The following is a 14,536-nucleotide window of genomic DNA, read 5'->3' on the forward strand; positions in this document are numbered from 1 at the left end:
TCCAAAAAGAAACGGCAATATCGCCTTTAATAAAAAAGGAATGCTCCCACAACCAACCCGGCTGAAGGAGCATTCTCTTGTTCAAGCAACCTCATTAAAAAATTTCTACAACAGTATTGTCTTATTTCACTACTGCTCCGTTTGGCATGCTGTCCGGCACGGTAGCGATCGTTAGCTGGTCACCTTTAGAAGCCGCCAAAATCATCCCTTGGGACAACTCCCCACGCAGCTTCACCGGTTTAAGGTTTACGATACAAATCACTTTACGTCCCACCAGCTCTTCCGGTGTATAGAATTTCGCGATACCAGAAACCACTTGACGTTGTTCATAACCCAGATCCAGTTGCAGCTTCAGCAGCTTGTCAGCTTTTTTCACTGGCTCTGCAGCAATAACTTGAGCAACACGCAGCTCTGCTTTAGCGAAATCGTCAATGCCGATTTCCTCTTTATGCTCTTCCACTGGCTCGGAGTCCGCAGCAGCAGGAGCAGCCGCTTCCGCCACTTCAGCCGCAGCTTTGCCAGCGCCCATAGCCTCGGCAATATAAGCTACCTCTTGCTCCACATCCAGACGCGGGAAGATTGGATTGCCTTTCACCAGCTTTGTTCCCGCCGGAATCAGGCCAAAAGTCTTACCGCTATCCCAAGTCGTTAACTCACCAGGCTCAATACCCAGCTGTTCCCAGATCTTCGCTGGTGTTTGTGTCAAGAACGGCTGCAGCAGGATTGAAGCAGTACGCAGACCTTCCACAAGATGTCTCATCACAGAAGCCAACTCGGCAGTTCTATTTTCATCTTTGGCAAGTACCCAAGGTTGGGTCTCATCGATATATTTGTTGGTGCGGCTAATGAATGTTCCGATAGCTGTCAGCGCCACGGAGAACTCCATTTTTTCCATAGCTTCTTCTACTTTGGCATAAGTATTCTCAGCTGCAGCTTGAAGCTCACCATCAAATGCTGTTACATTTCCTTCATATGCCGGAATCTCGCCTGCAAAATACTTTTCAACCATAGCCCCTGTACGGTTCAACAAGTTACCCAGGTCGTTGGCAAGATCATAGTTAACCCGGTCTACAAAACTTTCCGGTGTGAACGTGCCATCAGAACCAAATGGTACCTCGCGCAGCAGGTAATAACGTAATGCATCCAAGCCATAACGATCAATCAGTGTCACAGGATCAACTACGTTACCTTTGGATTTCGACATTTTTCCATCTTTCATGAGCAACCAGCCATGGGCAAATACTTTTTTCGGAAGGGGTTCACCAAGCGCCATCAGAATGATCGGCCAGTAAATCGTATGGAAACGAACGATTTCTTTACCAACGATGTGTACATCCGCAGGCCAGAACTTGTCATACAAGGTGCGATCCTCGGAACCATAACCCAGAGCAGTAATATAGTTAGTCAAAGCATCAATCCACACGTACACGACATGCTTCTCGTCGCCCTTAACTTTTACACCCCAATCAAAGGTTGTGCGGGAAACTGCCAGGTCTTCCAGTCCGGGCTTGATGAAATTGTTAATCATTTCGTTCTTACGGGATTCCGGCAAAATAAACTCTGGATTCTCCTCGTAAAATTGCAGTAACCGATCCGCATATTTACTCATCCGGAAGAAATAACTTGCTTCCTTCACCAACTCAACCGGGTGGCCGCTATCTGGGCTTTTTGCACCAGTAATCACACCGTTATCATCACGCACAATATCAACTAATTGCGTTTCTGTGTAAAAGGTTTCATCTGGGATACTATACCAGCCCTCATATTCACCTTTATAGATATCTCCTTGCTGCAGCAACCGATCAAAAATATCCTGTACCACTTTTTTATGACGCTCTTCCGTAGTACGGATGAAGTCATCGTTCGAAATGTCCAGCTTGCGCCATAGCTCCTTAATACCAACAACAATGTCGTCTACGAACTGCTGAGGGGTCTTTCCTGCTTCCTCTGCCTTCCGCTCAATCTTTTGTCCATGTTCGTCTGTACCGGTTAGATAACGCACTTCGTAGCCGCGCAGACGTTTGTAACGGGCCATTGCGTCTCCTGCCACGGTTGAATAAGCATGTCCGATATGTAGCTTGTCACTCGGATAATAAATTGGTGTCGTTAGGTAAAACGTTTTTTTCTCACTCATTCGGTAATCATCCTTTCTTATTAAAAAACAAAAAACTCCCGTCCCCATAATGGGGCGAGAGTATAACTCACGCGATACCACCCAAATTTCCTGTCTCTTCACAGAGCACAGGCTTCGCCAGTTCCCTCGCGGGAACTGTCCATTAACGCTGGATCACGCTGTTATCTTACGTGAACCTCAATTGCAGTCCCCGCTCGAACACAGTTCCTCCCGGACCATATTCAATCTAACGCTCCATACCGGCTTTCAGCACATTCCGGCTCTCTGTAATGGACGTAACGATTTACTTATCCGTTCTTCGGAATTCATACTATTACTTGTGAATATACCCAAAGGTAAGGCACCATGTCAAGTCGCAGGGGCAGAATCCTTCTCAGCAGATTCATCTTGAAGCGGCGGCACAGGATCAAGTCCTCCAGGATGAAAGGGATGACATCTGGCAATCCGCTTAGCTGCAAGCCATGAGCCTTTCAGTGGACCATGGACTTCAATGGCTTCCAAGGCATAGGCAGAGCAGGTTGGATAGAAGCGACAGGTTGCTGGTTTAATAGGGGAAATGTACCTGCGGTACACCCGAATAGGCGCCTGAATCGTTCTGCGTAGGGTCACCATTTCTAAAGTCCCTTTTGTTTATCTGATGCTGCAACTAGTTCTTCTTCCCGGTTCTCTTCACATTCTTTGCAATAACCGAACACCTCAAATTTATGCTTGACTACCCGGAATTGATCGGGTGTATCCGTTAAATTCATCGGGCAGAAATTAATCGGGTAGGTCTTTTGGCATTGAAGGCAGATCATATGATGGTGATGATCCTGATGATTGCAGCTTCCCTTGAACTTCACTCCGTCTTCAAAGACAATCTGTTCAAGCACACCAAGCTCTTCCATTACACGAAGATTGCGGTACACCGTATCAAAGCTAAGCCCGCTATACTTGCGGCCCATATGCTCATATACATCCTTCGCTGACAAATATCCCTTATTCTCGCCGAATAACTGGGCAAGCGTTTTGCGTTGGTCGGTGATTCGCAGTCCTTGCCCCGACATGACTTCTAATATTTGTTCTGTCGACAGCATACGCTCATCTCCCATAAGATCAGTTCATTTATATTTCACTCTCTTAATAATGCCCCAAAATAAATGCCCCGTCAATGAAGCACAATGAAGCACCCCTACATAACCAATGAATTATTATATTTAAACAAAAGCCCGGCTGCGTATTCCTTTACGGAATATTCAGCCGGGCCTATATTGTAGATAATTCCCCAATAGAGCTTATAGGGATATTCCTATTCTGTTATTTCTTTGCTGGAAGTGGAGTGATGAGGAAATTGACCGGCAAGTTACTGCCTGAAGCTGCTGTGAACAAAATCTCCACACTGCCGCCATACTCACCACTACGATAAACCACACTGTTCATATCAGCATTAGCAAGACTTCCCACGCTTGGCATATGCACGATTTGATTATTAACCATAACCGGCCCCATATAGTTACCGCCACGTGGATTAAACGTAATCAAGGAGTTTGGTGCAACATTTTCGAATCTGATCTTGTATAATACCCCGAAATTACCGGCATTGGATGCTTCCGTACCTGCCATTGGGTCTACGCCAGCCAGGTTCTTATCACTGGAATTATCGCCTAGCAGAAGTTTTGCAGGGGTTTTTCCTACCTCATCGGTAACCGTGATAATACGAGTAGAATCTTCGTAAGTTCCCCGATTATGCACTCCGTCTTGATCCAGAACTGGAAGTGTTGGAAGTGTAGTCAGTGGATCTTTATTCGCATCAATTAACATGACATTATAATCGATTGGATAATCACTAAATAAGTCCGCTTGCAGTGAAACAATTTCACTTGGTTTCATCGCAATTTGGTTTAGATCCGTCAGAATTGAGACGCTTTCCCCGGGTTGCAGAACAATCGTTTTATAATGCTCATTTGTAAGCATAGATTTCCAATAACGTTCTACAGACATTTTACCTGTACCTTCAGGATATGTGCTTGGGCCTGCAAAGCCAACATATTCTGTTGTAAGCGTAGTTGGGTAAAGATTGTTATTCGTAGCAATCACATACACTTTAGCTTTAATATTCAGGTTATTCTTGTGGTGAATCAAGAAGCGGGTTTTACCTAATGAAGTCTCACGGTAAGTAACACCTTCTGTATACACCGTTTCTGGGCTGTTGCTGCGAATTAGTTTATAAGGCTCGGAAGAAAGATTATAAGCTACTTGCTGCCAAGTAGGAACCATCGATCCATCGATGCTAAACACACTGCCCGGAGATGCAAATAATCTGTTGAAATCTTCTTTACTGTACAAGATTTCATCCGAAATATTAACGGTTTTCTCAAAGGTACTGATCGCGGCATGTGAATCTTTTACTTGGACAGCAATTGTCGCTGGACCCGGAGTAAAGAAAGCTTCTGCTTTGTTCGTCCAAGTTACGGTAATTTCATCACCATCAGGATCGTTACTTAGATCGGTATAAGTAATCATTTCACCCATCTTATATGAATCCTTGTCTGTAGTGAAATTAGCAACTGGAGGTGTATTAGGTTTAAGCACTGTGATGGTCATGGAGTAAGGATCACTCCACTGTTGATTCGCATCCATTACGGAATAGGTTACTACATAATATCCTGGTTGATCATAGATATCCTGCTTGTTACCTCCCCAGCTTTCATCCACAATAGCTACACCATTTGGTGACGAGCTGGAGGTAACGAAGGTCACTGGTTCGCCGGCGTAAATTTCAGTTGGCACTGTGAAAGAAGCTTTAGGTTTGTTGTTTAATGTAAGGATTACCCGCTTTTGTACATTATCAACGGTGTAAGGAATGCCCAGTGCCCCAGTTATGGATGTCAATGGAACCATGAAAGTACCCTTGTATTGGTAAGCTGGACCTTTCATTGTCTTCTTTTCACCATTAACTGTATAGACCTTGCTGTCGGTCTTAAAGCGCATAACGTCGCTTCCCTTGGTAACAATGGTTTCTTTCGTTTTATAATCATAAACGTATTTCACACCTACACGTTCTACCATAGCCCGGATCGAAACGTAGGACACGCCGTTTTTCACTGCCATAGGCTGATTAGCTAAATATTCCTGGCCGTTCTGATACATTTTGTTGCTGTTCATCATAAGGATAAGCTGATTGCTAGCCGCAGCACGAGCACCATCTGTAGTTGTAGTAGGTTCTGTAGTAACTCCAGGTGTTGCAGTTGGAAGCGGTGTTGCAGTAGGTTCAATTGTTGCTGTAGGTTCAACAGTAGTGGTAGGATCAACTGTCTCTGCAGGAATAGGAGTTGGTGTTGGTGACACTACTCCTCCTGGCGTCTCCGTCGGCAATGGCGGCAATGGATCGGTAGATTCTGGCATTACCTCCGGCGCAGCTGAAACAACTGTCCCTATTACAGTAGTATTACTTGGGGTATTATTGACAGCTTCAGCAAAAGCCGGCACTGCCGAGGCGGCCTGAGATACAGCCAAAACAGCAACTAACGTTAACTTTTTCAAATCCATGATATAACTCCTCTGCTCCTATTTGTAAATATAAGTAGGACTCTATCTTTTTCATACTCCTCTTATATTCCCCGCAAAATGCTACCACCCACGATAGGGCGGCAAAAAGCTTTTGCCACGATCGTCATAACAAACATAGTATTAGACGCATGCCACCATAAAAAGTTTCATTATTAAGTAAAGAAAGATTAACGCTGTATTAAATAACATTCTACAACCACGCTGTTTCCCCTGAAAAAAATGAGATTTTTTCTATAAATATGTTTATTTTTCGTCTGACTATATTCGCTTTCATTTGCTTTTGTTACAATGTATGGAAGAATATCTTTTACATGCGAGGGATAACATGTCCAAAAAAATCTCCATCCTCGTTCAATTAATCATGGGCTTCTCTCTAATCATCTTCACCATCGTAGGATTCACCATTTTTTTGTCCTACCGCTCTTCCTCTCAAGCTGTTTTAAACCGCTCCAACCAATATATCCTGGAATCCGTCAAGCAACTTCAAGGTAAAATGGACGCAATTCTTCAGGATAACGATAAGCTTTCTTCTACGATCATGTTCAGTCCCTTGATTCAAGAAACCTTGGGAGACTTAGCGTTGTCACGTTCACCTCGTACAGACGCCATGGAAATTACTCGTTACATAGATCAACAGACACGTTCCATAAACTCTGACATCCAGTTCAAGCTGCTCGGGCTGTCCGATGATCAGGTGTATACCAACAGCAGTTCCTTAAAGGTCATCTGGGACAGCGAAAAGGAAATCCGTGATGCTTATTGGTTTCCGGCTATAGCACAGAATAAAGGCCGAATGGTCTGGTTCGGTGTAGATGTATGGCAGAACGGTAATATCCCTGTGGTGATGGGTGCCAGACAAATTAATGATTGGAATGATCTAAACCGGTTAGGAACCCTGTTTCTTGTCCTCCCTGTCGAGGTTATCCATAACGCTGTCAGCCAATTTCACCTCGGCAAAAATGAGAAAATCCAAGTTGTTGATTCATTTAATACCATTGTCTATTCCACAGATCCAAAAGAAATTGGACTCTATATGAACGACGGGCTTCTAAAACAATTCAGCAATCATAAAGCCAGAATCATTCCACAAAAAATAAACTCACGCAATCTATTCGTATCCTATGCCTATTCCGACTATAGCGAGTGGAGCGTTTTTGCTTACATTGATTCTAAAGACGCTGTCAAAGATTTAAATACGATTCGCCGGAATATTATTTTAATTGGCCTGCTGGGGATGGGCGCTGCCCTACTATTCACTTTCTTTTTCTCTTGGACCCTATCCAAGCCCCTTCGTAATCTGGCAACCAAGCTGAGCAATGTCGAACGGGGAACTACTTTACCTTTTGTAAAAACAACCATGAACAAAGAAATGGCTATCCTTTATTCAAGCTATAATTCGATGCTCCAAAACCTGGATCATACTATCGCTGACCTATCCAGCAAGCAGATCAGTGAAAAGCAAGCTCAGATCGTAGCACTCAAAGCGCAATTCCGCCCGCATTTCCTTTATAACACTTTGAATACAATCTATTGGTCGCTCGCCAACAAACGCATGCAGGAAGAGTCCCAAATGGTACTCGCTCTAAGTGACCTGCTCCGCTATAGCATTGACCGCGGATCCGAATTCGTTACAGTTGAGGAGGATTTAAAGCAATTAGAACGGTTCATTTTTCTCCAGAAGCTGCGCTACGAGGACAAATTGCAGATTGATCTTTTTGTAAATCCTGAGGTTATGAATGGCCAGCTTATGAAATTAACCCTTCAGCCACTTGTCGAAAATGCCATTACTCATGGACTTGAACCCACACTTCGGGAAGTATGGCTAATTCGCATACGTGCCTATAGTGAAGGAACATCTCTGGTGTTAACTGTAGAAGACAACGGGGACGGCATGAGCGAGGAAAGTATGGCAGACGCATTAGTCGGCGGTGAGGTTAATCCGGAGAAGCTGCTTCATACCGGAATTGGACTATCCAATCTAAATCATCGCATAGAGCTGATCTACGGACAGGAATTTGGTCTACAGCTATCAACAAGCGAGCTTGGTGGCTTATTTGTGAAAGTCACTGTTCCATTACAGTATGATCAAAGTTAAGGAGGCACAACGATGAATGTGTTAATCGTGGACGACGAAAGTTTTGTTCGCCGTTCTCTGTCAGAAATGCTGGGAAGTGCGAATCATAACTTTAGCATTATTGGCTCGGCAGAGAACGGTTTAGAAGCTGTGCAACTGTTAAAAGAGCATATGGTTGATCTGGTGATATCCGATATACGAATGCCCGGCATGGATGGACTGGAACTTGCAAAGCATATCCATGAATGTTATCCAGACACTGAAACCGTGCTGCTCACAGGTTATCAGGATTTCACCTATGCTAGTCAAGCCATCCGTTATGGTGTAAAGGAATATTTGGTTAAACCAAATTCAGTAGAACATATTCTTGAAGTCGCAACAGGCGTATATGAACGTCTTCAATTGAAGAAACAGCAGAGGCAATTAACGCAGCTGAGAGAAAAAAACCTTCGGGAGAAACGCTTATCTGATCTTCTTTACGGCATCCCGTTACCCTATTTTGAAGAACAACTTATTCCTCCTTTTCATTCCTTTGTAGTCATAACCGTAAACCATCTTGGAGTAGGCATGCCGCAGAACTGGTCGGAACAAGCCATGTATGCAGCGGTCGTTAATATATTAGAAGAATGTTTTGCGCTGTACGCCAATGTTGTTGGTATTCAAGAGGAGCAGGAAGCCATCATGCTATTATTCTATCCTCTTGAGCAGCCTAACGGCGTGGATGAGGTATTGACACAAGAACTGCTGCATAAGCTGTCGGGTATTCTGAAATCGCCATTCTGTGCAGGGGTCTCCAACCCTCACTATCAATTGGGGGCGCTCGCAACCGCCTATCATGAGAGTCTGGAAGCTTGTCAGCAGGTCAAAAAAGAGAGTACGCCATCCGTTATCTTTTTCAGAGACCTCACCATACATTCGGCTTCTCCACAGCTCGCTGAACAATTACAAGTAAAGGCAACGCGTAGGGTAATCTCTATGATGATTGAGGTTATGAATTCCCGGCTCCAAGAGAATCTCTCCCTCAAAATGATCGCAGATGAACTGTATATGAATCCTACCTATCTCGGCCGATTGTTTAAAGATGATGTAGGGGAACCTTTCTCTAGCTTCCTTACCAAACTTCGTATTCAAAAAGCTACTGAATTATTAGAGAATGTTACTCTCAAGGTATATGAGGTTAGCGAATTAGTAGGCTTTAAGGATCCTGCATATTTCAGCCTTATTTTTAAGAAATACATGGGGATGACTCCTCAGGAATTTCAGAAGCACAACAAATAAAGTAGAGGTGTGTTTCTCTTGAATGTAAATGGTAAGTTGATTACTGTCCTATTAACATTTGGCTTGTTGCTTAATACAAGTGGTTGTCAGCTCTCCCCTTCCAAGGAAGATACCGCTTTACAAGACCCGATACAGCTGAACATCTGGCTCACTGCCGGATCAGGTCTTGAGTCGCTCATTGACCAATATCAATCTCAACATCCCGAGCTAGAGATTCATATTCAGACCTCCACCTCCACGCAGCTTCCAGCCAAGCTACAGACTTCATTCGCAGCAGGTTATAGTTCCCCGGACGTGGCTGCCATTGATATTAGCTATTTGGATCGCTTCAAACAGTTCCCTGATTATTTTTATAACCTAAAAACTTTTGAAGCTGACAATCTGAAGGACCAATTTCTGAATTGGAAGTGGCAGGAGGTGCTGGGTAATGATTTTATTTTCGGATTACCAACGGAAATTGGACCCTATGCCATGTTATATCGAACGGATATATTCGCATTATCAGGTCTCCCTACTAAACCAGAGGAAGTGGCTAAAGAAATCCAAACTTGGGAGCAATTCCTTGAAGCGGGCACCAAAGTACAGGAGAGAACAGGAAAAGCTTTTGTAAATGACTTGGAGAACCTCTATCTCACCCTTCTACGTCAGTCCAAGCTTCAATATTACAGTCCCACAACGCAAGAATTGATCCTCGACAATAATCCAGCGGTCAAACGAGCCTGGGACTTCTCAATTCAAGCCCTTAAGCTAAATCTGTCCGCCAGTATTGCAGTGGATACGCAACGCTGGGGTGCAGGCCTGCTCAACGGAGATTTTGCAGTCATGCTCTGTCCGGCTTGGATGATTGGTCATATCAAGAGCAGTGCTCCAACTGCCAGCGGTTTATGGAATGTAACACAAATCCCAGAAAACAGCGCTAATCGCGGAGGCTCCGTTCTGACCTTACCAAAGACAGGTAATCATCCTGATGAATCCTTTGCTCTTATTAAATGGCTAACCGAACCAACGCAGCAATTGGTTTCTTTCAAGGTACAAGGGGCTTTCCCTTCCACCCCCGAAATCTATGATGACCCAGAGATCCACGATCTGCATGATCCTTATTTTCCTAATTCAGAGCTTGGTCTGACCCTTTCTTCAGCAGCAAAAACAGTAATTCCGACCTATTACGGCCCTCATCACGCTGACGTGGAGACAAGCATGCTCGAATACTTGACCAAAGCTGAAAAAGGCGAGCTAACTCCTGAACTGGCTTGGACCCTAGCTGTTCAAGCCGCAAAGCAAATAGACAGCTCCTTCCGCTAAGTAATATCATAAAAAAGGCTCTCCCCGGCTAAATTAGCCTGCTGGGGAGAGCCTTTTTTTAATTCATTTTCGCTTTATTTTTGCGCAGCCAAGAAAGCATCCAGCTGTTTTTGCTTCTCTGCAATAATCTTATCGAGCCCTGCCTTTTTCAGCTTATCAGCATACTTAGTCAGTACGGTATCAGGATCAACAGAACCCGTATCCAAACTGATGTCGTATTCATCCATTACAGCTTTACAAGCAGCCATTTCAGTCTTCATCGCGGAGGCGTCGAAGTTGAAACCAAGCGCTACAGAGGCTTTACCTTTAGAGTTAAAGGCTTTGAATTGTTCCCATTTGTCTGGAGCTTCACTTTCCCACACGGGGTTCAGGAATTGACTTCCAAGCATCCAAGCTGCAGCCGTATTATAATCAGCTGTTTTATCTGTAGCTTTGATCGTATCACCACTTACGACTTCATAGTGCACACCTTTTATACCGAAAACAAGCAGATTGTTGATATCTTTATCTGTGTGCAGAATATCTAGCACCATCATAGCCCGGGCCGGATCACCAGAGGAAGCGGAGATCGCAAGCATAGATCCAGCAGCATCACTAGTAGAAATCGTTGGATCATTGAATGCAATTTGTTTCAGCTTGCCAACCAAGCCGGTAGCATTCGCCAGCTCACTATCTTTACCTGGTTTAAGCGATTGCACTGTCATAAAGACATTGCCAGCCTTCATTGCATCCTGAGTCGAATTCGTAGCAACTGCGGCGTCTTTGTTAATGTAACCCTTTTTCATATACTCACGAGTAAGTTTAATGATTTCTTTATAACGATCCATCTCAATCATCGATTGAATCTTAGTATCTGAGGAATCTTTAAGCAGAACACCAGGAATGGCAGCATCACCAAGGGTATCGTATTGTGCCATGTATTGTGAGTTAAAGGTCTCACCTTGTTTGAAATACAATGGAGTCAGGTCAGGTCTTTTCTCCTTCACTACTTTGAGAACTGCATCCAGATCTTGGATAGATTTCACATTTGACATATCGATGCCCAGTTCATCCGCAATATCGGAGCGATAGACAACCCCACCTTGTGCAGCCAGCTCCTTGTTTGTAGGAACAGCATAATTCACACCATTGATCGCTGAACCTTTTAAGAATTGTGGATCCAGATTTTTTAGAATCCCTTGGCCGTATTCATTTAGGAGATTACCATATTTGCCGCTATCTTCATTAATCGGGAGATAAGCGCCTTTAGCTGCATTCGTTACGTAGTTCTTCCATTGAGCTGTAAAGATGATATCGAATTTTTCCTGACTCGCAATTTTCAGATTGACATCATTGTCCCATGGACCCCAATCGATCGGTGCGATATCCAATTTGGCGTTGATTTTAGGTTCCAATAACTTATTGATTTCATCTTCTACTGCTTTTTCATCCTTTTGCACTGCACCGACATAGATTAACTTGACGGTATAAGGCTCCAATTCTTTTGCCGGTTCGGCAGTAGGATCTGCGGCTGGCTCATCCGTAGCAGCAGCATTGGTAGCGGTTGCATTTTCGCTTGGAGCAGGTGAAGCTGCTTCATTATTCCCGTTATTCCCACCGCAGCCTGCTAAACTAAGACTCAGTACCATCGTTAGCAATAGTGTCATTAGTGCGCTTTTTCTAACAGCTTTCATATACACCATAACCTCCCTCAAAATATTTATATATGCTGAATCGGCCGTTCACACCTTAGCATAAAGCGGCCGAATTAAGCCATGACAATCGTCCTTAACCTTTGACAGCACCCACGGTAAGCCCTTTAATAAAATACTTCTGGAAGAAGGAATATACAAACACGATAGGTCCAATACCAATAACAGCCATCGCCATTCTTACCGTTTCTGTCGGAATATTGATCTCTACACCTTGTGCAGCTAAGGCAGCCATCGCCTGAGGACTTGCAGTCAGGAACTGAACATTCAGCATCGTCTTATACATTAGGTATTGTAAATTGACATGACCTTCGGGTGAGATAAAGATCAAACTAAGGTACCAATCATTCCAATAGGCCAGGGTCTGAAACAAACCTACTGTAGCTAATACTGGCATAGATAAAGGCAAAATAATTTGAACGAAGATCCGGAATTCTGGCGCCCCATCGATCTTAGCAGATTCGATTAAAGCTGGCGGTATGGTATTGGCAAAAAAGGTTCGTAAGATGATAACAAAGAAAGCAGAAACCAGCAGCGGCATAATTAGAATCCATAACGTATCCTTCATATGCATCATTCGCGTGTAGACCAGATACCAAGGCACAAGGCCACCATTAAACAACATTGTAAAAAACATAAAAAATGAGAAGAAATTACGATGTGGAAAATCTCCACGTGAGATAGGGTAAGCGTACATAGCCATAATGATAAGACTCAGAATCGTGCCCACCACAGTCACAAATAACGAAACGGAAGCTGCATCGATAATTTGCCAATAATCTTTTAACAGAAATTCATAAGAAGAAATATCCCACTTGTTAGGAAAAAAGCTGTACCCGTTCTGAATAACGGAATTCTCGTCCGAAAACGATACAATAACTACGAGGATCAGCGGCACCACACAAATCGCTGTGTATATCCAAAAGAATATATTAATTAGCAAATTAGATATATTAGATATTTCATTGGGTTGTCTTTGCCGTTTTGTGCGCTTTCCTGTACGCCGTGACGACCCTATTGCTGTTTCTGTCTGGCTCAACACTCCCACCTCCCTTTAAAATAAAGCATCATCTTTACTGATTCGTCGCACTGCTAGATTCGCCAAGAAAATCAATAGAAATCCTACAACAGATTGAACGAGACCCGCGGCTGAAGACATTCCTATATCACCGATTGCAAGGAAGGTCTGATATACATAAGTGTCGATAACCTGCGTCGTCGAGTATAACGCTCCTGCATTTCTCGTAACCTGAAAGAATAATCCGAAGTCTGCGTTAAAAATCCTACCTATCTGCAGCAGCGTCATTACTATAATAACTGGACTGATCAGGGGCAGCGTGATTTTTCGAATCTGCTTCCATTTAGAAGCTCCATCAATAAGTGCCGCCTCATAATATTCATTATCTATTCCAATGATAGCGGCCATATAAATAACCGTTGTATACCCAATCTCTTTCCATATCTTCACAATTACAAGAATCCCAGGCCAATATTTAGACTGTGAATACCATTCGATAGGATCTACCCCAAAGAACGGGAGTAATGTCTTGTTCATGAACCCGTGCTCTGCACTCAGAAAGCCGTATACTAAGTAACTTACGACGACCCAAGAGAGAAAATAAGGGAGAAACATAGCGCTTTGATGGAATTTCGATAGCCATCTGCTACGCATTTCATTAAACATAATTGCGAAAGCTAGCGAAAAAAATAGCGTCAGTATAATAAACGCCGTATTATACAATAACGTATTCCTCGTAATGATCCAGGCCGTCTCCGTCGAGATTAAATATTTGAAGTTTGCTAACCCGACCCAATCACTACCCAGAATCCCTTTTTGGTAATTGATATCCTTAAATGCAATTACCGTTCCTAACATCGGTATGTAGTTATTGATGATTAGAATCACTATCGCAGGTAACATCATCAAATAGAACACCCAATATTTCTTCATTACTCTAAGAAAATTCGGCGTTCTTCCCCTGCCTGGTTTCTTTACTTCTGACAAGCTGACGGAAGGATTCGTCACACTCATTTTTGGTTCCCCCATTCTCCATCATCCCATTCTTAAGTCCCAAATACTCTTGCTTGCCTAACGTTTTGCGTATCCTCCTTACACTCTAATTAAAACATATGATAATTTATGGGAGTATAGGGAACATATTATATTTCTATAAAAAAAGAGACGATTATCCTCGAAAATCAAGGAAAACCATCTCTTCAGCCTCTAAATAGAGGCAAAAAATTTAATTAATCATAGCTTATGTACCTTAATCGCATTTATCACAGCCAAGGACTGATCGATAATCTTTTCTCTTTATCACAGCCAAAGGCTGGTTGATAATCTTCGTACTTTATCACAGCCAAGGGCTGGTCGATAATCTTTGTACTTCATCACAGCCAAGGGCTGGTCGATAATCTTTTCTCTTCATCACAGCTAAGGCTGGTCGATAATCTTTGCTCTTTATCACAGCCAAGGCTGGTTGATAATCTTTTCTCTTCATCACAGCC

The 14,536-nt window shown here is 43.3% G+C and carries 11 protein-coding genes and 1 other annotated feature; of the genes, 3 read left to right on the forward strand and 8 right to left on the reverse strand.

Features of this window, described 5'->3' with window-relative positions; translation table 11 throughout:
* Positions 1-121: 121 nt before the first annotated feature.
* The 4 genes from metG to MKZ16_RS23025 form a co-directional block, all read right to left on the reverse strand.
* Positions 122-2,134, reverse strand: coding sequence for a methionine--tRNA ligase (gene metG / locus MKZ16_RS23010; RefSeq protein ID WP_076104376.1), 2,013 nt, complete (start codon positions 2,132-2,134; stop codon positions 122-124).
* 47 nt (positions 2,135-2,181) lie between these two features.
* Positions 2,182-2,442: a binding site (T-box leader), on the reverse strand.
* Between the two features lie 40 nt (positions 2,443-2,482).
* Positions 2,483-2,746 (reverse strand): membrane protein insertion efficiency factor YidD, encoded by a 264-nt coding sequence (yidD, locus tag MKZ16_RS23015; RefSeq protein ID WP_036682893.1) that lies wholly within the window; start codon positions 2,744-2,746, stop codon positions 2,483-2,485.
* A 2-nt stretch (positions 2,747-2,748) separates the two neighbouring features.
* The gene (locus MKZ16_RS23020) at positions 2,749-3,210 is read right to left on the reverse strand and encodes a transcriptional repressor (protein ID WP_036682896.1); all 462 of its coding nucleotides are present in this window, start codon (positions 3,208-3,210) and stop codon (positions 2,749-2,751) included.
* 220 nt (positions 3,211-3,430) lie between these two features.
* Positions 3,431-5,662: a stalk domain-containing protein gene (locus MKZ16_RS23025; protein WP_339814751.1), complete on the reverse strand. Its 2,232-nt coding sequence runs from the start codon at positions 5,660-5,662 to the stop codon at positions 3,431-3,433.
* Between the two features lie 346 nt (positions 5,663-6,008).
* On the opposite strand from MKZ16_RS23025, the gene MKZ16_RS23030 reads away from it, so the two are divergent.
* The 3 genes from MKZ16_RS23030 to MKZ16_RS23040 are packed head-to-tail and all read left to right on the forward strand — an operon-like array spanning position 6,009 to position 10,337.
* Positions 6,009-7,778: a sensor histidine kinase gene (locus MKZ16_RS23030; RefSeq protein ID WP_036682901.1), complete on the forward strand. Its 1,770-nt coding sequence runs from the start codon at positions 6,009-6,011 to the stop codon at positions 7,776-7,778.
* 12 nt (positions 7,779-7,790) lie between these two features.
* Entirely contained in the window at positions 7,791-9,035 is a 1,245-nt protein-coding gene (locus MKZ16_RS23035; RefSeq protein ID WP_036682902.1) for a response regulator, read from the forward strand.
* A gap of 18 nt (positions 9,036-9,053) precedes the next feature.
* Positions 9,054-10,337 carry an extracellular solute-binding protein gene (locus MKZ16_RS23040; RefSeq protein ID WP_076104375.1) on the forward strand — a complete coding sequence of 428 codons (1,284 nt, stop codon included), beginning with the start codon at positions 9,054-9,056 and terminating at the stop codon, positions 10,335-10,337.
* Positions 10,338-10,411: 74 nt separating this feature from the next.
* On the opposite strand, the gene MKZ16_RS23045 is transcribed toward MKZ16_RS23040, so the two are convergent.
* The 4 genes from MKZ16_RS23045 to MKZ16_RS23060 all read right to left on the reverse strand — a co-directional run bounded on the left by MKZ16_RS23045 (position 10,412) and on the right by MKZ16_RS23060 (position 14,529).
* Entirely contained in the window at positions 10,412-12,010 is a 1,599-nt protein-coding gene (locus MKZ16_RS23045; protein WP_076104374.1) for an ABC transporter substrate-binding protein, read from the reverse strand.
* 94 nt (positions 12,011-12,104) lie between these two features.
* Complete coding sequence (locus tag MKZ16_RS23050; protein ID WP_235219483.1) at positions 12,105-13,067, reverse strand: carbohydrate ABC transporter permease; 963 nt, start codon at positions 13,065-13,067, stop codon at positions 12,105-12,107.
* A 15-nt stretch (positions 13,068-13,082) separates the two neighbouring features.
* Entirely contained in the window at positions 13,083-14,060 is a 978-nt protein-coding gene (locus MKZ16_RS23055; protein ID WP_235219484.1) for an ABC transporter permease subunit, read from the reverse strand.
* A gap of 322 nt (positions 14,061-14,382) precedes the next feature.
* Positions 14,383-14,529, reverse strand: coding sequence for a hypothetical protein (locus MKZ16_RS23060; protein ID WP_178420210.1), 147 nt, complete (start codon positions 14,527-14,529; stop codon positions 14,383-14,385).
* Positions 14,530-14,536 lie beyond the last annotated feature (7 nt).

Origin of the sequence: Paenibacillus sp. FSL R5-0928 (genome assembly GCF_037970385.1) — a bacterium.
GTDB classification, from domain to species: Bacteria; Bacillota; Bacilli; order Paenibacillales; family Paenibacillaceae; genus Paenibacillus_AQ; species Paenibacillus_AQ odorifer.